This window comes from Paraburkholderia sp. J69-1, from assembly GCF_905220255.1.
In the GTDB taxonomy this organism is placed as follows: domain Bacteria; phylum Pseudomonadota; class Gammaproteobacteria; order Burkholderiales; family Burkholderiaceae; genus Paraburkholderia.
Genome location: NZ_CAJMZG010000007.1, coordinates 220,829 through 240,509, shown reverse-complemented (window position 1 = coordinate 240,509; position 19,681 = coordinate 220,829). Strand labels below are relative to the sequence as shown.

Here is a 19,681-nt window from a genome sequence, read left to right as displayed (position 1 = left end):
AGGCCCGCAGCGCGTCGCTGTGCTGCGATCGGCCTCGATTGGGAGACGCGATCCGGGCGCCGCAAGCGGCTCGCAGCGATGCCGCGCCGCCGCACGCCATGAAAATGTCCTACTCTGCAAACTGATCTGCGCTTGCCAGACCGCATTTTTCAGGCGGACGACATGCACCGCCACGGTGCCCGCGCGCATCGCCGCGCGAATGATCGCCGCCGTGCGCGGCACGCGATGTGCAAGCGCAGCCCGAACGCCCGCGCGCCGCGTCCGCCATCCTGGCATCCCGCCGCGCGCCGCTTTTTCCGGGAGGCATTCGATGACAGCCGTCGGTCTTGAATTCGACCAGTTGAAGAGCAGCGCCGATGCGCTGCGCCGTTCCATCTCGAACCGCCTGATGTACGGCGTCGGCAAGGACGCGGTGACCGCGCGCCCGCAGGACTGGCTGCACGCCGCTGCGCTCGCCGTGCGCGACCGCCTCGTCGAGCGCTGGATGGTGACCACGCGCCGCCAGTATGACCAGGACGTCAAACGCGTCTATTACCTGTCGATGGAATTCCTCATCGGCCGCACCTTTTCGAACGCGCTGCTCGCGCTCGGCATTTATGAGCAGATGAAAGAGGCGCTGTCGGGCGTGGGCGTCGATATGGAAGCGCTGATCGATCTCGAACCCGATGCCGCGCTCGGCAACGGCGGCCTCGGCCGGCTGGCGGCCTGTTTTCTCGATTCGATGGCGACGCTCGGCATTCCGGGCTTTGGCTACGGCATCCGCTACGACTACGGCATGTTTCGCCAGCAGATCATCAACGGCGAGCAGGTCGAAGCGCCCGATTACTGGCTGCGCTCGGGCAATCCGTGGGAGTTTCCGCGGCCCGAAGTGCAATATCCCGTGCACTTCGGCGGGCGCACGGTGCAGCGCGACGGCCGCGTGGAATGGATCGAAACCACGCACGTGAACGCGATGGCCTACGACACGGTGATTCCCGGCTACGCCACCAGCGCGACCAACACGCTGCGCCTTTGGTCCGCGCGCGCCGACGAAGAACTCGATCTTTCCGCCTTCAATCAGGGCGATTATCAGCGCGCTGTCGAAGCGCGGAATATTTCGGAGAACGTATCGCGTCTGCTGTATCCGGACGATTCGACCATGGCGGGCCGCGAATTGCGTCTGCGCCAGGAATACTTCTTCGTTTCGGCGACGATGCAGGATCTGATCCGCCGCTATCTGCGCACGCACAGCACGTTCGGGCGTTTCTCGGACAAAGTGGCGGTCCATCTGAACGACACGCACCCGGTGCTGGCGATTCCCGAGCTGATCCGTCTGCTCGTGGATGTCCACGGTATGCCGTGGGACGAAGCGATGGGCCACATCAAGCGTGTGTTTTCGTACACGAATCACACGCTGATGCCCGAAGCGCTGGAAACCTGGGACGTCGAACTATTGGCGCGCCTGCTGCCGCGTCACCTCGAAATCATCTTCGATATCAACGCGGCGTTTCTACGCGAAGCCAGCGATAAAGGCGCGCACGATCTCGACTTTATCCGCCGGATTTCGCTGGTCGACGAATACGGGCAGCGGCGCGTGCGCATGGCGTATCTGGCGATTGTCGCGAGCCACAAGGTCAATGGCGTTTCGAAGCTGCACTCGCAATTGATGACGCGCGATATCTTCGCCGATTTCGCGCGGCTCTTTCCCGATCGCTTCGCCAATGTCACCAACGGCATCACGCCGCGCCGCTGGCTGGCGCAGGCGAGTCCTTCGCTCGCGCATCTCGTCGATGAAAGCATCGGCCCGAACTGGCGCAGCGATCTGTTCGCGCTCGACGGCCTGCGCAAACTAAGTGGCGACGCGGCATTCGTGGCCGCGTTCCGCGCGGCCAAGCGCGAAAACAAGGTGCGGCTGATCCAGCGCATGGCCGCGCGCACCGGCCTGAGCTTCAATCCCGACGCGCTGTTCGACATGCAGGTCAAACGCATCCACGAATACAAGCGCCAGTTGCTCAACGTGCTGCATGTGATCACGCGCTACAACCGTATCGTGCAGGAGCCCGAACGGGATTGGGTGCCGCGCGTGGTGGTGTTCGCGGGCAAGGCGGCGTCGGCGTACCGGATGGCGAAGACCATCATCCGGCTCATCAACGATGTGGCCGAAAAGATCAATCACGATCCCGTGGTGGGCGACCGCCTGAAGGTGGTGTTCGTGCCGAACTACGGCGTGAGCGTGGCCGAAGTGATCATTCCGGCCGCCGATCTGTCCGAGCAGATTTCGACGGCGGGCACCGAGGCGTCGGGCACCGGCAACATGAAGCTCGCACTCAACGGCGCGCTGACGATGGGCACGCTGGACGGCGCAAACATCGAAATCTGCGACGCGGTGGGCAACGACAATATCTTCATCTTCGGCCACACGTCCGATCAGGTCGATGCGCTGCGCTGCGCGGGCTATCGGCCGCGCCAGGTCTACGAGGAGAATGCGGAGTTGCGCACCGTGCTCGACCAGATCCGCACGGGCTTTTTCTCGCCCGGCGACCCGGCGCGCTATTCGGATATCTTCCACACGCTGGTGGATTGGGGCGATCACTACCTGGTGCTGGCCGACTACGCCGCGTTCATCGAGGCGCAGGAGGCCGCGGACGAGCGTTACGTCGATACGCCGCGCTGGAGTGCGAGCGCGATCCTGAACGTGGCGGGGATGGGCACGTTCTCGTCGGATCGCGCGATTGCCGAGTACGCGCGCGACATCTGGCATACGAAGCCGGTCGAGCAGGTAGGCTGACCGGCGGGGTTTATTGCGCGGCGGGGCGCGGCGCCGGCGTGTCGGCGCTGGCTGCCTTGGCTGCGCGCACGGCCTGTTCGACGCGCTCGACAAACGTGCGGTCGCTGCTCACGACGGCTTCGCGCGTTTCGCCCTTCGTCACTACCATCAGACGATGCGTGACTTCCTGCCAGATCCACGCGAGCCAGCCCACCACGATCATCATCACGCCGCAGCCAAGACCGGCGCCCGAACTGTACACGCCGCCAAAAGCCGCGAGCGCCACGCCGATCAGCGAAAGCAGCACCGGCACGAGGCGGTTGCGCCCGATCGTGACGACGCGAAGATCGTCGATATCGCGTAGTGCGAAGATTTGTCCCGCGGCAGACAGTGTGCTGCGCGTGACCGATACGCCGGCTTCGTTGAAAGGAAGGTCCATCGGTGGGAAAGCTGCGAAGGGAAAGGGCGCAGCGTACCAGAATGGCGCCCGATGCGGCAGGTTGCACGGCGCCGCAGGCGCGAGTGCGCGTGCCCGCGCGTGTGCGAAGTAAGGCCATGAAATGAAAAGGGGCATCCCGAAGGATGCCCCGAAGCCGCCGTGCGAGGCACGGCAGGCTGGCATGGCATGCAGCACCGGCTGTGCCGGCGCTGCGTGCGCGATGCTTAGAACTTGTGGCGGATACCGACGCGCACGGCGAGCTGTTCTTGCGAACCCGAACCCGACGTGTTGAAGATGCCCGACGACGAATCGCCGATCTGCGCCTGAACCGGCGTGCCCTTGTACGAGCCCGAAGCTTCTTCGAAAGCGACCAGGCCGTAGACGTCCGTGCGCTTGCTCAGAGCGTAGTCGACCGAACCGTTGACCTGGTTCCAGTGTGCGTTGAACAGGCCCGAAGCGCGCGAGTACGTGTAGCCCACGCCACCCGTCAGAGCCGGCGTGAAGGCGTACTTGACGCCTGCTTCGTACGCGTTGTACAGCGTCGACGAACCGGTGATCGGCTCGAAGCGCGTGTTCGTCCACAGCAGCCATGCCGTAGCCGGGCCGTAGACGTAGCGGCCGCCGAAGCCGAACGAACGCAGATCGCGGATCGTGCCCGAACCTGCCGTGTTGACGTTCGCGAGCGTCGTCGAGAAGGTCGTGGTCGAAGCCGAAGCCGGGTACGTGATGTCCGTGTACGCGCCGCCGATGCTGAACGGACCGTATGCGTAGTTAGCGCCGAAGCTGTAAGCGCGCGACGACGAGGTCGAGCTCGAGGTCGGAGCGCCGGCGAACGACGTCGTGTTCGAGAAGCCGTACAGGCCGCCGAACGTGAAGCCCGACAGGTTCACGCTCTGGAACTTGACGGCGTTGTTGATACGGCTCGACGTGAGCTGGTCGACGTCATTGACGTGGTATGCCCAGTTGCCCGAAACCGTGTTGCCACCGGTCGAGTACAGCGAACCGAGGATGTCCGTGCTCAGCGAGTACTGACGGCCGAACGTCAGCGAGCCGATGTTGCTTTGCGTCAGGCCGACATAGGCTTGACGGCCGAACATCGACGAGCCTTGACCTGCTGCGCCCGTGCCGCTGTTAAAACCGTTTTCGAGCACGAAGATCGCCTTCAGGCCGCCGCCCAGATCTTCCGAGCCACGCAGACCCCAACGGCTGCCTTGCGCCACGCCATCACCGTACTGGAATGCCTTCGAGCTGCCGCCCGATGCGTCCTTGACGTGGTTGATGTAGCTGACACCAGCGTCGATCAGGCCGTACAGCGTCACGCTGCTTTGTGCGTGAGCGGAGCCGGCGATCAGGCCGAGGATAGCGGTGGTCAAAATCTTCTTTTTCAACTGTTTCTCCGGATGAAAGAAAGTAGGTCTCCGGTCTCGTGTGGACCAGTTCATGTATCGCGCTGCAATTTAAGGGTCGATAGCGAAAGAAATGTGACAGTAAGGATATGTCTCTGAAATGTCTCGGTTATGTGGCGTGAATGCGACAGTGGGCTTGTGCGCCGGCGAAATCGGCACAAAGCCTTGATGGGATTGGGTTTTCGGGAATTTGAAGCGGCTTCTGCTGCAGCGGAGAGCGGCAAAATAACCGTTATAAGATTTTCTGCTTTGTAACAACGCTCAGCCGATTTGCATGAACGTTTGTTTATTTTTATGACGCAAATGTCGCAACGAAAAATGGGAATCGAGCCACGTTATCCGGTCTGATTTCGTCGTTTTTTGCAATAGTCGTGCGGCGAGGGAAAGGCAGAAATGCCCGATCGGGCGGCGCCCCGGCGCTGAATGGGCCGGGGCGTAATACAGCGTGAAGCAGGTTTGGAGCGGCTTTACAGCGACAGCAGCGAACCGGAGCGGATCGGCGTATTGCCGGCGATGCGGGCGATCTCCATCCCGGCCGTGGCGAAGCGCGCGCTGTGACGCGCGTACATCACGCCGCTGACGCTGGCGTTCAGCGTGGTCACGGTATCGGTGAGCGGATCGACGATATCGGCGACGGGCGTGCCTGCGTCGATCCACGCGCCGCAATCCGCGCGGAACACGATCACGCCGCTGGCGGGCGCGACGATCGGCTCGGTGCCCGCGAGCGGCGTGGCCGGATGCGCGAGCGGCGGCAGCGCAGCGGCGGTGCCGTCGATCACGCCGCGCGTAATCAGGTAATCGACGATGGCCTGCGCGTCGTGCTCGGCGAATTCGTGCGACACGTCGCGTTGGCTGCGCAACTCGATCGTCACCGAAATCGAGCCGTGCGGAATCGGGAAACGCTCGCCGAAGCGCTCGCGCAGCTCGCTCCAGCAGAAGCTGTGAATCTCGTCGAACGGATTGCCGATCGAGTTGAGCGCGAGCAGCGACGCCCTGGCGTCCAGATAACGCGCGAGCGGCTCGACCTCGGGCCAGAGTTCGGGGTTCGTGTAGATGTGCATCGCGGCTTCCCAGTCGCAGTGCAGGTCCAGCACGATATCGGCGTCATAGGACAGGCGCTGCAGCGCGAGACGCTGCGAATCGAGCTCGGTCTTCGGCTGCACGGCGGCGAGGCCTTCGCCCATCAGGGCGCGGATCGCCTTGAGGTTGGCGTGGGCGTCGGCGCCCAGGCGCGACTCGACCTGCGGCAGCACCATCGCCGTCAGATCGTGGAAGTTGCGGTTGTAGTTCTGCGCGGTGTTCGATTCGAAGCGGCCCACGAGATGGCCGAGCCAGTGCTGGTTCAGGCCGATCGGGTTCGCCACCGGCACGATCACGACTTCGCCGCGCATGCGCCCTGCGGCTTCGAGTGCGGCCAGCTTGCGGCGCAGCGCCCAGGACACGAGCATGCCGGGCAATTCGTCCGCATGCAGCGACGACTGCACGTAGACCTTGGTGCCGCCGGGTTTGCCGTAGTGGAAACTCGTGATCTCTCGCGCGGTGCCCAGTGCGGGCGCAATCAACGGATGGTGGTGGGTTTGCATGATGGAGGCGCGCGTGGCGTTTGAGGCGCGTGGCGCGTTGTTCGGCTTGACCGGGTGGATGGCCCGCGGGCGGGCCGGTGTTCATGATCTTAGCCGATCCGCGTAATTGACAGAACTGCGTGGGCTTTGCGCCTGAATCCGGGCCCGAAAAGCAAAAAGCCCGAACCGCAAGGGTCCGGGCTTTCAGCGAAGCGAAACAGCGTGAAAAACCGCTTAGCCGCCGTACACGTCGAAGTCGAAGTACTTGGCTTCGATCTTCTTGTACGTGCCGTCCTTGATCATGTCGGCGATGGCCTTGTCGATCTTGCTCTTCAGGTCGGCGTCTTCCTTGCGCAGGCCGATAGCGGCTGCGCCCGTCGGGATTTCCTTGCCGGCGAACTGGAAGCCAGCGCCGCGCGGTGTCTTCAGGAAGCCGAGGTCGGCTTGCACTTCGTCCTGCAGCGCTGCGTCCAGACGGCCCGAGATCAGGTCGGCATAGACCTGGTCCTGGTTCTGGTAGGGAACCACGTTGACGCCCTTGGGCGCCCAGTTGTCCTTCGCGTAGGTTTCCTGGATCGTGCCTTGTTCGACGCCCACCGACTTGCCCTTGAGCGAGTCAGCCGACGGCTGGTAGCTCGTGCCCTTCTTGGCGACGAGGCGCGTCGGCGTGTTGAACAGCTTGGCCGAGAACGCGATCTGTTCCTGGCGCTGCGGGGTGATCGTCATCGAGGAGAGCACGCCGTCGAACTTCTTCGCCTTCAGGCCCGGGATCATGCCGTCGAAATCCTGCTCGACCCACACGCACTTGGCGTTCATGCGCTTGCAGATCTCGTTGCCGAGGTCGATGTCGAAGCCGACCAGCTTGCCATCGGGAGCTTTCGATTCGAACGGAGCGTAGCTCGCGTCGACGCCGAAGCGCACGGTGGTCCAATCCTTCGCGTGGGCGACAGTGGCCGAAACGGCCAGCAGGGCAACCGACAGGGTGGCAAGCAGTTTCTTCACTCTTTGTACTCCTCTTATGGTTCATGGCGCGCCATGTGCGGTCGTGCCGCCACGGCGCATTTTCCCGGCGCAGCTCGCACCGGAGATTCGGTTGACCTCGCAAGCGTAGCTGCGAGCGGCGGCGCAAAGCTTACCCGGTCAAAAATGCGGCGTCGCTAGTGAAATACCGTATGGCAGGCGAACAAGCGCTCTAACGAACCTCCGCCGGTTTGTGCCGGCGCTTCGAAAGTCTTGCGGATCAAGCCTTTAGGCGATGTTTCGAGGCCTGTGGACAGGTGCGCAAAAAGGGAATTGCGATGCTCTGCCGCAACAGTCGGAAGAATGCGCCAGCGAGTGTGCAAAGCCCTGCGCCGGCACATGAAGGGAAGTTGAAATCGAAACGATGGCGTGCCGTTGGTTTCGCAACCGGTGACGGCACGCCTTTGATGCGATGCAGCAGGCGCGTGAGCCGTTGTAGACGCCCTTAAATCACGCGTTGGCCCGCGCGATACGTCGCGCGCGGCACCGGCAAGGTATCGAGCATGGTCACGCGGATAAAGTCGGCGCGCAGGCCCGGCTCGATCGCGCCACGGTCGTGAAGGCCGGCCTTGTGCGCCGGCTCCCACGAAACCGTGGCGAGCGCGCGCGGCAGCGTCCAGTCGGCCTTGGTGACGAGATCGAAGGCGGCGGTCAGCAGGCTCGACGGCACGTAATCGGACGAGAGGATGTCGAGCAGATCCGCCTGCGCCAGCTCCAGCGCCGACACATTGCCCGAGTGCGAGCCGCCGCGCACGACATTGGGCGCGCCCATGATCGTGGCGATGCCGCGCTGCTTGGCTGCTGCTGCGGCGGCGTGCGTGGTCGGGAATTCGGCCAGCACGATGCCTTCGGCGGCCGCCTGCTCGACGTGCTCGACGAGCGTGTCGTCGTGGCTTGCCAGCGGGATGTTGCGCGCGCGGCAACGCTCGACGATGGCGCGGCGGTGTGCATCCGCGTAACGCTCCTGCTCGGTTTCCATTTCGGTCAGCAGGTTTTCGGCGTGCTCGTCGGTCCACTTGCCGTGGCGTTCCTGATAGCGGCGCCATTGCGTGCGGTCGTGCCACTGGCGCTGGCCCGGCGTGTGGTCCATCACCGAGGCCAGACGCAGCAGCGGATGCGCGCTCAGCGTATCGAACAGTTCGATGACGTCTTCGGTGGCGATCTCGCAGCGCAGGTGCAGGAAGTGATCGGCGCGCAGCAGCTTGCGTTCCGAAAAGCGCGAGAGCGCGGCGGCGCTGGCCAGTTGCACGTCGCGACCGCGCACGCCCACGGCCAGACGCGTGCCGATGGCGAGCGCGTCGAACACCGTGGTGATGCCGGCGGCGGCGATCTGCGCGTCGTGGATCACGAAGGCGGCGTCGGTGTTCCAGTGCACGCCGGGGCGCGGCGCGAGGTGTTTTTCGAGGTTGTCGGTGTGCAGCTCGACGAGGCCCGGCAGCAGGAAGTCGCCTTCCCAGTCCTCGGCTTCGGGCGCAGCGGTCGAACCGCGCGAAATGTCGCGAATCGTCTCGCCTTCGACATGCAGCGTGCCGGTGAAAACGTCGTCTCGCGTCACGATGCGAGCGTTCTTGATCAACATCGTCAGGCTCCAGAAATCAGTCTTGAGTCAGGCTATGAAGGTACGTGAAATACATAAAACGCGTATGAAACGCTCAGGCCACGGCGGCGGTCTCAGTCACGCGCGGCGCTTGCAGCGCGAGCACGCGGGTGGCGACGCGCTCGCGCGTGTCTTCGTCATGAAACACGCCGACGATGGCCGCGCCGCGCTCGCGCGCTTCGACGATCAGACCCGCGACGACTTCGCGGTTTTCCGCGTCGAGCGAAGCCGTGGGCTCGTCCAGCAGCAGCACGCGATGTTGCGCGATCAGGCCGCGCGCGATATTCACGCGTTGCTGCTCGCCGCCCGAAAAGGTCGCGGGCGCGAGCGCCCACAAACGTTGCGGCACGTTCAGGCGTTCGAGCAAGGCGGCCGCGCGTGCGCGCGCCTCTTCTTCGTCGATACCGCGCGACACCAGCGGCGCCGCCACGATATCGAGTGCGCAAACCCGCGGAATCACGCGCAGAAACTGGCTCACGTAGCCCACGACATGACGGCGCAGGCGCAGTACGTCGTGCGGTTCGGCGCCGGTGATGTCGAGGTGCTGCGCGGGCGCGGCATCGTCGCGGATCGCAATCGAGCCGCCGCTCGCCAGATAATTGCCGTACAGACAGCGCAAAAACGTGCTTTTGCCCGCGCCCGAGGGCCCGACCAGCACGACGCATTCGCCGCGCTCCACGTCGAGCGACACGCCCGCAAGCGCGTCGATGCCGATACCGCCCTGGCCGTGCAGCGTGAAGGTCTTGCAGACGTCTTCGGCGCGCAGCATGAGCGCGGGGCGCTCGGCGAACGCGCGCGCCGCGCGGGAGGTCTGGGAATTCAGAGTCATGGCGTTCATCCTAGACCGGCAGCACGGAAGCTACCAGCGTCTGCGTATAAGGGTGTTGAGGATCGTCCAGCACCTGATCGGTCAGACCCGATTCGACCACCGCGCCGCCTTGCATCACCATCAGCCGGTGCGCCAGCAGGCGCGCCACGCCGATATCGTGCGTGACGATCAGCACCGAAAGATGCAGCGTGGTCGTGAGCGTGCGCAGCAAATCGAGCAGACGCGCCTGCACGGAAACATCGAGGCTGGCGGTGGGTTCGTCCATGAACACGAGGCGCGGGCCGGTGACCAGATTGCGCGCGATCTGCAGGCGCTGCTGCATGCCGCCCGAGAACGCCGAAGGCAGTTCGTCGATACGCGTTTCGTCCAGTTCCACGCGGCGCATCCATTGCTGCGCGCTCTGGCGGATGCGGCCGTAGTGGCGCGCGCCCACCGCCATCAGCGGTTCGCCGATATTGGCGCCCGCGGATACGCCCGCGCGCAGCCCGTCACGCGGGTTCTGCTGCACGAAGCCCCATTCGGTGCGCGCGAGCAGACGACGGCGCGGCTCGGAGAGCGTGCGCAGATCGAGCGTTTCGCCGTTCGCGCTGGTGTAATCGAGCGTGCCGGCATCGGCTTCGGTGCGCAGCGCGAGCGTGTTGAGCAGCGTGGTCTTGCCCGAACCCGATTCGCCGACGATACACAGCACCTCGCCCGGATACAGATCGAAACTCACATCGCGGCAACCGTTGCGCCCGCCATATTGTTTCGTGAGGCCGCGCGCGCTCAGGAGCGGCGTCATTGCGGAATTCATTGCTGCGCTCCTGTTGATTCGTAATCCTGATCTTCCCGGCGATCGTGGCAATAATCGCTATCGGAACAGACGAACATACGCTTGCCCGCATCGTCGACGATCATTTCGTCGAGGAAGCTTTCGCGCGAACCGCACAGCGCGCACGCATGTTCCCAACGCTGCACTTCGAACGGGTGATCGTCGAAATCGAGCGATTTCACCGGCGTATAAGGCGGAATCGCGTAGATGCGCCGCTCGCGGCCCGCGCCGAATAATTGCAGCGCGGCGTTCATATGCAGCTTCGGATTGTCGAATTTAGGAATCGGCGAAGGCGACGTGAGGTAGCGCCCGTTCACCGTCACCGGGTAATCGTAAGTCGTGGCGATGCTGCCGTGCTGCACGATGTCCTCGTAAAGCTTCACGCTGATCAGACCGTAATCGGCCAGCGCGTGCAACTTCTTGCATTCGGCAACGCGCGGTTCGAGCCGGAACAGCGGTTCGGGCATCGGCACCTGATAGACGAGGATCTGCTTTTCCGTGAGCGGCGTTTCGGGGATGCGGTGGCGCGTCTGCACGATGGTCGCTTCGCTCGTGCGGCGCGTGGTGGCCACGCCCGTCGTGCGCGCGAAAAAGCGGCGGATGTTCACCGCGTTGGTCGTATCGTCGGAGCCTTGATCGATGACCTTGAGCGTATCTTTCGCGCCGATGATCGCAGCCGTTACCTGAATGCCGCCCGTGCCCCAGCCATACGGCAGCGGCATTTCGCGCGAGGCGAACGGCACCTGATAACCCGGCACCGCTACCGCCTTGAGCAGCGCGCGGCGGATCATGCGCTTGGTCTGCTCGTCGAGGTAAGCGAAGTTGTAGCCGTCGGCGGCCTGGGTTTCGTGCGAGGCCAGCGAGGTGTCGAATGTATCGGGCGCGTTCATGCGGCCTCTCCGGTTTGCGGCTCGCCGCCTGAAGCTTCGCGATGCTGCGCGCGCAAACGGCGCACCAGTTCGAGTTCGGACTGGAAATCGACGTAATGCGGCAGTTTCAGATGCTGCACAAAGCCTGACGCTTCCACGTTGTCGCTGTGCGAAAGCATGAATTCGATGTCCTGAGTGGGCGAGGCAAGCGTCTCGCCCAGTTCTTCGGCGCGCAGTGCGCGATCGACCAGCGCCATCGCCATGGCCTTGCGCTCGCCATGACCGAAGCTGAGACCGTAGCCCTGCGTGAAGGCCGGCGGCATGTCCTTGCTGCCTGCGAACTGGTTGATCATCTGGCATTCGGTCAGATCGATTTCGCCGATCTCGACAGCTTCGCCCAGTTCGTCCAGCACCATTTCCACGGCCACGGTGCCGAAGCGGATCTCACCCGCGAACGGATGCGAGTGTGCATAGCCGCGCTGCGTGGCATAGCCCATCGCGAGTAGAAAACCTTCGTCGCCACGCGCGAGGTTTTGCAGACGCACACTGCGATCGGCGGGAAACGACAGCGGCTCGCGCGAGAGATCGCCCGGTTCCACGCCTTCGCCCGCAACCGTTTCCTGCTCGATCAGGCCTTCGTGGTTCAGCAGGGTGACGACGCGCGGCATGGCTTCGGTTTCGCGCGTTTCTTCAGCTTGTTCAATTGATTCGATATCCGAATCATTATCGCCTTCGGCCATCAACGCAAAATCGAGCAGACGCTGCGTGTAATCGTAGGTCGCGCCCAGCACCTGGCCGCCGGGCACATCCTTGAACGTTGCGGAAATGCGGCGCTCGACGTCCATCTGCTCCGTTTCCACGGGCACGGTGTAGCCGAAACGCGGCAGCGTGGTGCGATAGGCGCGCAGCAGAAAAATCGCTTCGACCAGATCGCCCGCGGCTTGCTTGATCGCCAGCGCGGCGAGTTCTTCGTCGTAGACCGAGCCTTCGGCCATCACGCGCGCAACGGCCAGGCGCATCTGTTCGCGAATCTGCGCGACGGACAGCTCGGGCACGTTCGTGTCGCCACGGCGGGCCTTGTCGAGCAGACGCCACGATGCCTCGATCGCGCGTTCTCCTCCTTTGACGGCGACGTACATCAGTTCACCTCCACGCAAGTCGTGCGCGGCAGGCCGACAAGCTGGGCGCCGCAGACGAAATAGAAGTCGATGCCGCACGGAAAGAGCGGCGCGAGCGCGGCCCGTTCCTGCCAGAAGCGCGCAGGCAGGCCGGCGGGCGTGAACGATTGCGTCGTTTCGATGCCGGGGCCGCTGAGCGTGAGCGGCGCGCCGCCGGTCAACGAATCGACGCACACGAACACGGTGGCCGATTGCTCGGGCGATTCGGCTGTGCCGCAGGCGAACGCGTCGAGCGGCGGCAGCGCGGCGGCGTCGTGCACATAGGCGAAGGCGGCGTCGCGCGGCGCGGTGGCGAGCGGCGCGTCGGCGTGAAAGCGCAGGGCGGCGGCCAGCGCGGCGTCGGGCTGGGCGAGCCAGATCGGCGTGGCGTAATCGGCCAGCGAAAGCAGCGCGGCGAAGGCCGCAAGGCCGGCGCGCGGTGTGCCGTCGGTGGCGGCATCGGCGGCGGGCAGCAGCGTGTCGATCGATTCGATCGTGCCGGGGCGCGCGAGCGCGTTCAGCAGCGTGCGGAACACGGCTTGCGTGTCGTGCACCGGATCGGCGAAACCGGGTGCGAGGACGTCGAGCGTCAGGTGCACGGCGGTGCCGGCGATATCGGCAGTCATGGCGCGTTCGTTCATGCGTCACCTCGAACCATCGTGAAGAACTCGACCTTGGTGCTGGCGGCGTCGGTGCGGCGCGCGGCGCGTCGTTGCGCCTGACGCGCGGCCAGCGGCTCGATCAACTGGGCGTGCAGCCGGGCGTGGCGCTCGGGTTGCTGGAGCAGGGCGTCGGCGAGCGCGGCGAGTTCGGCGCGGCGCTTGTCGCGGCCCAGATGGCAGGCCACGCCGACCGTGGCGCCTTGCTGGCCTTGCGCCGCACGCAGGCGCAGCGTGGCGCGCGTGACGGTGGCTTCGCCCAGGTTGAAGGCGTTGCCGGTGCCGCCGACGCGCCCGCGCACCATCGCGAGGCCGATCTGCGGGGCGCGCAGCCAGTCGAAAGAAGGCGCCGGCTCGTCGCCGAGCGCCGCGGCGAAGGCCGCTTCGAGCTCGGCGCGCGGCGTGCGCGCGAGAACCGCCATCCAGGCGCGGCGTGCGGCAGACGCGGCAGCGGTGGACGGGGCGGAGGATGCGTTCATCGGAGTTCCTGTGTCATGAACGGAATTGAACCGCGGAAAAACGGACAAAAGCGGGTGAACCGGATACTGGATTGCGCGTGCCGCAGGACGCCGCCACGTGCAAACATTGAAGCATCTATTCATCTAAACGTCTAGACGTTTAATGTTACAGTCAGCCCACACGGGCTCGGGAGGCGTTTCATATTTCCATCACGCCTTGGCCACTACAATGCGCAAAACGCTATTGAAACCGAGGGGAATGACAGCACCATGACATCGAATGACGACGCGGCACACAGCACCCTCGAACGCGGCGCAGGCCTGGCGGTGTGGCGCCAGATCGAGCAGATTCTGGCGGCGGAAATTGCCGCGAAAGGTTTCGGCGACGACGGCCGCCTGCCGAGCGAAGGCGAACTGGCGAAGCGCTTCGACGTCAACCGCCATACGGTGCGGCGCGCGATGCTGGGGCTGGCCGCGCAAGGTCTGGTGAGCGTCGAGCAGGGACGCGGCACCTTCGTGCAGCCCGGCGCGATCGATTACAGCATCGGCAAGCGCACGCGTTTTACCGAAAATCTGCAGCGCCATCAGCATTCGGCGGTGGGCAAGCTGCTGGCTGCGTCGCGCGTGAAAGCCGATCCTGCGGTCGCCAAGGCGCTGGGGCTGCGCGCGGGCGCGCTGGTTTATCGGCTGGAAACGCTGCACGAGTCGGACGGCGTGCCGCTCACGTATGCGCGAAGCTGGTATCCGGCCGCGCGTTTCGCCGATCTGCCCGCAGTCATGGAGCGCGTGGACAGCACCTCGAAGGCGCTCGCCGAATTCGGCGTGAGCGACTATCTGCGCAAATGGAGCCGTATCGGCAGCGTGCTGCCTGAGCCGGAAGTGGCGCGGCGCCTGAATATCAACCGGCAGCAGCCGGTGCTGTGGGTCGAAAATGTCGACGTCGATCTGGAAGGCGTGGCGATCAAATACGGCGTGACGCACTTCGCGGCCGATCGCGTGCAACTGATGGTGGAACACGAGATATGAGCGACGCGATGACCACGCCGCAAGAAGGCTGGAGCGCGGCCACGCGCTTCGCGCTTTATTACGCGCCGCCGCGCGCAAGCGTCTGGTGGCGCGCCGGTTGCGCGTGGCTGGGCCGCGATCCTGAAAGCGGTGCCGCGCTCGCGCCGCCGCAGCCTGCCGAAATCGACAAGCCGCTCGCCTCGCTCGCCGTGGCGCCCGCGCGCTACGGCTGGCACGGCACGCTGGTGCCGCCATTCCGGCTGGCCGATGGCGTGACGCCGCAGGCGCTGCTCGCCGCCACGCAGGCTTGGGCCGCGCGGCGTGCGCGCTTTGAAGTGCCGGCCGAAGCGGCCACGCTCGGTCGTTTCGTTGCCGTGTGCGCTGCCGACGAAGCCGGCGCGCAGGCGCTCCAGTCGCTCGCCGCCGACGCCTTGCGCACGCTCGGATCGCTGCGCGCCGCGCAGACGCCCGCGGAACTGGCGAAGCGTCTGGACGCGCCGCTCACGCCGCGCCAGCGCGATTACGTCGAGACCTGGGGCTATCCGTATGTGTTCGACGAATTCCGCTTTCATATGACGCTCTCCGATTCGCTCGACGACGCGCCGACGCGCGCCGCCCTCATGCACGCCTGGAACGCACAGATGCGCGATGCGGGCGCGTTGCCGGTGGACGGCGTGGCGATCTACGTCGAGTCGCAGCCGGGCGCGCCCTTCGTGCTCTGGCAGCGCGTCGATTTTCCGGCGCAGGTGCAGCCATGACCTCGCGGCTGGTCTACGTGATGGGCCCGTCGGGCGCGGGCAAGGACACGCTGCTCGGCTACGCGCGCAAGCGGCTTGCGGTGGAGGGCGTGGTGTTCGCGCATCGCTACATCACGCGCGAAGAGGGCGGCGGCGAGAACCACATCGCCCTGACCGAAGCCGAATTCGAGGCGCGTTCGCGCCAGGGCCTGTTCGCGCTGGAGTGGCGCAGCCATGCGCTGCGCTATGGCGTCGGCGTGGAAATCGAGCAGTGGCTCGCGCTGGGCTGCACGGTCGTGGTGAACGGCTCACGCGCCTATGTGAGCGAAGCGCTCGCGCGTTATCAGCGCATGACGCTCGTGCATGTGAACGCCGCGCAGCATGTGCTGGCCGCGCGGCTCGCGTCGCGGGCGCGGGAAACGCCGGAGCAGGTGGCGGAACGGCTCGCGCGGCGCGCGCCCTTTGTCGTGCCCGAAGGCGCCACTTTCGTGCAGATCGACAATTCCGGGCGGCTCGAAGATGCGGGCGCGGCGCTGGTCGCAGCGGTGCAGCGCGTCGTGCTCAAGGGCTGATCCGGCACGGCCGGACCCGGGACGCGGGTCATTTTTGTCGGTTCACAGGCTCGTGAGAAGATGACGACGCCCCCCAAAACTGCTCTGAAAACCCAACGAGACCGCCCTTGGACCGTTTCCAGGAGATGCAGATCTTCACGCGCATCGTCGATCGCCGCAGCTTCACGCAGGCGGCCGAAGACCTGAACCTGCCGCGCGCCACCGTCACGAATTCGATCAAGCGTCTGGAGACGCGCCTGGGCGTGCGCCTGCTGGAGCGCACCACGCGCCAGGTCAAGCCCACGCCCGACGGCGAAGCCTACTATCAGCGCTGCACGCGTCTGCTCGCCGATCTGGAGGAAACCGAGGAAGCCTTTCGCGACACCGATCCGCAAGGCCGCCTGCGCGTGAACATGCAGGGCACGCTCGCGCAGTATTTCGTCATGCCGCGCCTGCCGCAGTTTCTCGCGCGTTATCCGCGCATCGAGCTGTTTATCGGCTCGGGCGACCATTTCGTCGATCTGGTGCGCGAGGGGATCGACTGCGTGCTGCGCGCGGGCGAACTCAGCGATTCGTCGATGATCGCGCGGCGCGTGGCGCTGCTCGAACAGGTGACGGTGGCGAGTCCCGCGTATCTGGAGCGGCACGGCGATCCGGCTTCGATCGACGCGCTCGCGGACGGCCACCGCGCCGTCAACTATCTCTCGCCGGCCTCGGGCCGCGCGCATCCGCTGGAATTCGCGATGCCCGATGGCGTGCGCAACGTCACGCTGCCGGGACCGGTGGCGGTGAACGGCGCCGAGCTTTACACGGCGGGCGCGGTCGCCGGGCTCGGGATCGTGCAGGTGCCGCGCTACCGCGTGCGCGAGCAACTGGCGAACGGCGAGCTGTGCGTCGTACTGCCCGACCAGCCGCCGCCGCCCATGCCGGTTTCCGTGCTGTTTCCGCAGGCGCGCCAGCTATCGCTGCGCGTGCGCGCCTTCGCGGACTGGCTCGCACTGGTGTTTGCGGATGTGGGTTGAGCGTTTCTGCGGCGAGTCCTACGCCGGTTGCGCTGCCTGAATCAGCTTCCAGCCGTTGCCCGCCGGATCGCGAAACCCCGCGTCGATACTGCCGTAGCGCTCCACCGGCTCCTGCGTGAACTCGACGCCCCTGGCCTTCCATTCGGCGTAACGCGCGCGGCAGTCGGCGACCGTCAGGACCAGCGGCGGCATCGCGCCTTTGGCGACCATCGCGCGCAAGGTCTGCGCGGTGGCTTCGTCGTGCACGGGCGGCCCCGGCGTAAACACGCCGAGCTGGAACGACGGTTGATCCGGGTGCTGGATCGTCAGCCAGCGATACGCGCCGTTGCGCACATCCGTGTGAACGCGAAACCCCAGTTTGTCGACGTAAAACGCCAGCGCCGCGTCCTGATCGTCCACGTAGATACCAACGACATTGATCCCTTCGCTCATGATTTCTTCCTTGTTGGGTGGGTCGATGGCCGCACTGTATCGCCGGCCGCGCGGCGGCGCTTCTCCAAAACTGCGCTGGTGAGATCGGGGCGCTGCGCGGCCTTGAGCACGCAGGCGGGCACGCGCTCGAGGCGGGCGGTATCGGCATCGGCTTGCGCCTGGTGGCGGGCTTCGCTGGGGCTCAGGCCGGTGATGTCGCGAAACGTGCGGCCGAAGGTGCCCAGGCTCTCCCAGCCGGTTGCGAAGGCGATGTCCGTGACGCTGAGCGCGGTGTCGCGCAGGAGCGTGGTGGCCTGCTCGATGCGGCGCGTGAGCAGATAGCGGTGCGGCGGAATGCCGAACGCGCGCTTGAAGGCGCGCGCGAAGTGGGCTTCGGAGACGCCGCTGACATCGGCCAGACGGCTGACGGGCCAGGCTTCGTGCGAGGCGGCGTCGATGCGGTCTTTGGCGCGCAGCAGGCGGCGCAGCAGGGCGGGGTCTTGTGGCGGAAGGCTGGCTGACATGCGTTTTGATTTCGAAGCGACCTGGTCGACATCAGTGATCGAAGGCTGACTCGAGGCAGATTCAAGGCTGACTCGAGGCTGACAGCGGACGACGCTTGACTTAGAGTGCACTCGAAGTCCTAACCTGAGATCCGTCATGTCAAACCTTCTGACGATCGGTCAGGTGGCTACGGCCACCGGCGTCACCGCCCATACGCTACGTTATTACGAGCAGGCCGGCTTGCTGCGCGCCATCGGACGCACGCCCGCCGGTCACCGGCTGTATTCGCCCGCCGATCTGGACTGGCTGCAGTTCGTCATGCGCCTCAAGGCGACGGGGATGCCGATCTCGGCCATCCACGCGTTCGCCGAACTGCGCGCGCAGGGCGAATCGACCTACGACGCGCGGCGCGCAATGCTGGCGGAACATCGCAGCGCGGTGCTGGCGCGGATCGAGGCATTGCAGGCGAACCTGGCCGCGATCACGGACAAGATCGCCTGGTACGAGAACGCAGCGCGACATGACGAAGATTCATCCACTCATCGACAGGAAGAGGATTCGCCATGGACAACCGACATCACGCAACGCCCGCGCAACAGGACCGCTACGCGCAGGGCTGGCAAAAACTGAAGCAGATCGACGGCGCGGCGGGCGAAAAGGTCGTGGCGGCGCTCGCGCCGATTGCGCCGGCCTTTGGCCGTCTGCTGATCGAATTCGGTTTCGGCGATATCTATAGCCGGCCGCAGCTGGACCTGCGCGCCCGCGAAATCGCCACGATTGCGGCGCTGGCCGCGCTCGGCAACGCGCAGCCGCAACTGAAGATCCACATCAAAGCCGCGCTCAACGTGGGTTGCACGCGCGACGAGATCGTCGAAGTGTTCATGCAGATGGCGCTGTACGCCGGTTTTCCGGCGGCGCTCAATGCGCTGTTCGCCGCGCGCGAGGTGTTTGCGGCGAAGGACGCAGAGGCGCTGGTCGATTAAGCGTAAGCGCTGGTCGAAATAGCGCGCTGGCGCGCTCAGGTGCGCCGCGACACCATCCCCGAAACGCGCTGGGCCGCCTGCTGCAGCGGCTCCAGGAACGTCTTCACCATCTGTTTCGCCGATGTGCGCTGCGCATTGCCGCTGATGTTCATCGCGGCGATCACACGGCCCTGGCGATTGCGGATGGGCGCCGAAATCGAGATCAGCCCGCCCTCCAGTTCCTGATCGACGATCGCCCAGCCCTGTTGGCGCACCTGGGCGATGATCTTCTTGAGTTCGTCCTTGTCGGTGACCGTGCGCGGCGTGTGGGCGTAAAGCGGCGAGGCGCCCAGCGTGGCGTCGAGCGCGTCTTCGTCGAGCGCGGCCAGCAGCACGCGCCCCATCGAGGTGCAATAAGCCGGAAGGCGGCTGCCGATCGACAGATTGATCGTCATGATCTTGTGCGTGGGCACGCGCAGCACGTAGACGATTTCGGTGCGGTCGAGCACGGCCGCCGAACAGCTTTCGTGCACTTGCCCCGACAGTTCTTCCATGACCGGCTCGGCCAGATTCCAGAACGGCATCGACGTCAGATAGGCGAAACCGAGGTCGAGAATCTTGGGCGTGAGGCGGAACAGCCGGCCGTCGGCTTCCACGTAGCCGAGCGTCTGCAGCGTCAGCAGAATGCGGCGCGCGCCGGCGCGCGTGAGGCCGGTGGCCGCGGCGACGTCGGTGAGCGTCTGCTCGGGGTGCTCGGCGTTGAACGCGCGGATCACGGAAAGCCCGCGTGCGAACGACTGCACGTAGGAGTCACCCGGTTTTTCGGGGATATCCGTCTGCTCGTCGGAGGGGGCGGGCGAGGCGCGGTTAGCGGGGTTCATGGCGTCGTGGCGTCGGATCAAGGGCTGGAGGCGGCGCGAAAGGAACCCATGACGA

General features: G+C 65.3%; 21 protein-coding genes. 7 read left to right on the top strand and 14 right to left on the bottom strand.

The window, feature by feature from the left end; all coding sequences use genetic code 11:
* Nucleotides 1-310: 310 nt before the first annotated feature.
* Complete coding sequence (locus U5A67_RS15080; RefSeq protein WP_205984326.1) at nucleotides 311-2,767, top strand: glycogen/starch/alpha-glucan phosphorylase; 2,457 nt, start codon at nucleotides 311-313, stop codon at nucleotides 2,765-2,767.
* A 10-nt stretch (nucleotides 2,768-2,777) separates the two neighbouring features.
* Here U5A67_RS15080 and U5A67_RS15075 read toward each other — a convergent pair whose 3' ends face one another.
* From U5A67_RS15075 to phnG, 11 genes are all read right to left on the bottom strand, one after another.
* Nucleotides 2,778-3,185 (bottom strand): DUF6232 family protein, encoded by a 408-nt coding sequence (locus tag U5A67_RS15075; RefSeq protein WP_205984325.1) that lies wholly within the window; start codon nucleotides 3,183-3,185, stop codon nucleotides 2,778-2,780.
* Between the two features lie 224 nt (nucleotides 3,186-3,409).
* Entirely contained in the window at nucleotides 3,410-4,573 is a 1,164-nt protein-coding gene (locus U5A67_RS15070) for a porin (RefSeq protein WP_205984324.1), read from the bottom strand.
* Between the two features lie 485 nt (nucleotides 4,574-5,058).
* The gene (locus tag U5A67_RS15065) at nucleotides 5,059-6,174 is read right to left on the bottom strand and encodes a succinylglutamate desuccinylase/aspartoacylase family protein (RefSeq protein WP_321815056.1); all 1,116 of its coding nucleotides are present in this window, start codon (nucleotides 6,172-6,174) and stop codon (nucleotides 5,059-5,061) included.
* A 213-nt stretch (nucleotides 6,175-6,387) separates the two neighbouring features.
* The gene (locus U5A67_RS15060; protein ID WP_321815057.1) at nucleotides 6,388-7,155 is read right to left on the bottom strand and encodes an ABC transporter substrate-binding protein; all 768 of its coding nucleotides are present in this window, start codon (nucleotides 7,153-7,155) and stop codon (nucleotides 6,388-6,390) included.
* A 463-nt stretch (nucleotides 7,156-7,618) separates the two neighbouring features.
* Nucleotides 7,619-8,752, bottom strand: coding sequence for an alpha-D-ribose 1-methylphosphonate 5-triphosphate diphosphatase (locus U5A67_RS15055; protein ID WP_205984321.1), 1,134 nt, complete (start codon nucleotides 8,750-8,752; stop codon nucleotides 7,619-7,621).
* Between the two features lie 73 nt (nucleotides 8,753-8,825).
* The gene (phnL, locus tag U5A67_RS15050) at nucleotides 8,826-9,599 is read right to left on the bottom strand and encodes a phosphonate C-P lyase system protein PhnL (RefSeq protein ID WP_321815058.1); all 774 of its coding nucleotides are present in this window, start codon (nucleotides 9,597-9,599) and stop codon (nucleotides 8,826-8,828) included.
* 10 nt (nucleotides 9,600-9,609) lie between these two features.
* On the bottom strand, nucleotides 9,610-10,380 hold the full coding sequence (phnK, locus tag U5A67_RS15045; protein ID WP_205984466.1) for a phosphonate C-P lyase system protein PhnK: 771 nt from the start codon (nucleotides 10,378-10,380) through the stop codon (nucleotides 9,610-9,612).
* 8 nt (nucleotides 10,381-10,388) lie between these two features.
* Complete coding sequence (locus U5A67_RS15040) at nucleotides 10,389-11,300, bottom strand: alpha-D-ribose 1-methylphosphonate 5-phosphate C-P-lyase PhnJ (RefSeq protein ID WP_321815059.1); 912 nt, start codon at nucleotides 11,298-11,300, stop codon at nucleotides 10,389-10,391.
* Nucleotides 11,297-12,418: a carbon-phosphorus lyase complex subunit PhnI gene (locus U5A67_RS15035; RefSeq protein WP_321815060.1), complete on the bottom strand. Its 1,122-nt coding sequence runs from the start codon at nucleotides 12,416-12,418 to the stop codon at nucleotides 11,297-11,299. The genes U5A67_RS15040 and U5A67_RS15035 overlap by 4 nt, the downstream gene beginning before the upstream one ends.
* Nucleotides 12,418-13,062, bottom strand: a complete 645-nt coding sequence (phnH, locus tag U5A67_RS15030; protein ID WP_321815213.1) for a phosphonate C-P lyase system protein PhnH — start codon at nucleotides 13,060-13,062, stop codon at nucleotides 12,418-12,420. The genes U5A67_RS15035 and phnH overlap by 1 nt, the downstream gene beginning before the upstream one ends.
* Before the next feature lie 11 nt (nucleotides 13,063-13,073).
* On the bottom strand, nucleotides 13,074-13,574 hold the full coding sequence (gene phnG, locus U5A67_RS15025) for a phosphonate C-P lyase system protein PhnG (protein WP_321815061.1): 501 nt from the start codon (nucleotides 13,572-13,574) through the stop codon (nucleotides 13,074-13,076).
* A gap of 249 nt (nucleotides 13,575-13,823) precedes the next feature.
* Here phnG and phnF point away from each other — a divergent pair, with 249 nt between their 5' ends.
* From phnF to U5A67_RS15005, 4 genes are all read left to right on the top strand, one after another.
* Nucleotides 13,824-14,579, top strand: coding sequence for a phosphonate metabolism transcriptional regulator PhnF (gene phnF, locus U5A67_RS15020; protein WP_205987398.1), 756 nt, complete (start codon nucleotides 13,824-13,826; stop codon nucleotides 14,577-14,579).
* Nucleotides 14,576-15,316 (top strand): DUF1045 domain-containing protein, encoded by a 741-nt coding sequence (locus U5A67_RS15015; RefSeq protein WP_321815062.1) that lies wholly within the window; start codon nucleotides 14,576-14,578, stop codon nucleotides 15,314-15,316. The genes phnF and U5A67_RS15015 overlap by 4 nt, the downstream gene beginning before the upstream one ends.
* Complete coding sequence (gene phnN / locus U5A67_RS15010; RefSeq protein ID WP_321815063.1) at nucleotides 15,313-15,867, top strand: phosphonate metabolism protein/1,5-bisphosphokinase (PRPP-forming) PhnN; 555 nt, start codon at nucleotides 15,313-15,315, stop codon at nucleotides 15,865-15,867. The genes U5A67_RS15015 and phnN overlap by 4 nt, the downstream gene beginning before the upstream one ends.
* 107 nt (nucleotides 15,868-15,974) lie before the next feature.
* Nucleotides 15,975-16,868 (top strand): LysR family transcriptional regulator, encoded by an 894-nt coding sequence (locus U5A67_RS15005; RefSeq protein WP_205987392.1) that lies wholly within the window; start codon nucleotides 15,975-15,977, stop codon nucleotides 16,866-16,868.
* A gap of 18 nt (nucleotides 16,869-16,886) precedes the next feature.
* Here U5A67_RS15005 and U5A67_RS15000 read toward each other — a convergent pair whose 3' ends face one another.
* Nucleotides 16,887-17,300 (bottom strand): VOC family protein, encoded by a 414-nt coding sequence (locus tag U5A67_RS15000; protein WP_205987390.1) that lies wholly within the window; start codon nucleotides 17,298-17,300, stop codon nucleotides 16,887-16,889.
* Nucleotides 17,297-17,803 carry an AraC family transcriptional regulator gene (locus tag U5A67_RS14995; RefSeq protein ID WP_321815064.1) on the bottom strand — a complete coding sequence of 169 codons (507 nt, stop codon included), beginning with the start codon at nucleotides 17,801-17,803 and terminating at the stop codon, nucleotides 17,297-17,299. Before U5A67_RS14995 ends, U5A67_RS15000 begins: the two co-directional genes overlap by 4 nt.
* A gap of 136 nt (nucleotides 17,804-17,939) precedes the next feature.
* On the opposite strand from U5A67_RS14995, the gene U5A67_RS14990 reads away from it, so the two are divergent.
* Together U5A67_RS14990 and U5A67_RS14985 are read left to right on the top strand one after the other, a co-directional pair.
* A complete protein-coding gene (locus tag U5A67_RS14990; protein ID WP_321815065.1) occupies nucleotides 17,940-18,413 on the top strand; it encodes a MerR family transcriptional regulator in 474 nt (157 codons plus the stop codon).
* The gene (locus U5A67_RS14985) at nucleotides 18,347-18,766 is read left to right on the top strand and encodes a carboxymuconolactone decarboxylase family protein (RefSeq protein ID WP_321815066.1); all 420 of its coding nucleotides are present in this window, start codon (nucleotides 18,347-18,349) and stop codon (nucleotides 18,764-18,766) included. Before U5A67_RS14990 ends, U5A67_RS14985 begins: the two co-directional genes overlap by 67 nt.
* Nucleotides 18,767-18,801: 35 nt before the next feature.
* On the opposite strand, the gene U5A67_RS14980 is transcribed toward U5A67_RS14985, so the two are convergent.
* A complete protein-coding gene (locus U5A67_RS14980) occupies nucleotides 18,802-19,626 on the bottom strand; it encodes an IclR family transcriptional regulator (RefSeq protein WP_205987379.1) in 825 nt (274 codons plus the stop codon).
* Nucleotides 19,627-19,681: the final 55 nt, after the last annotated feature.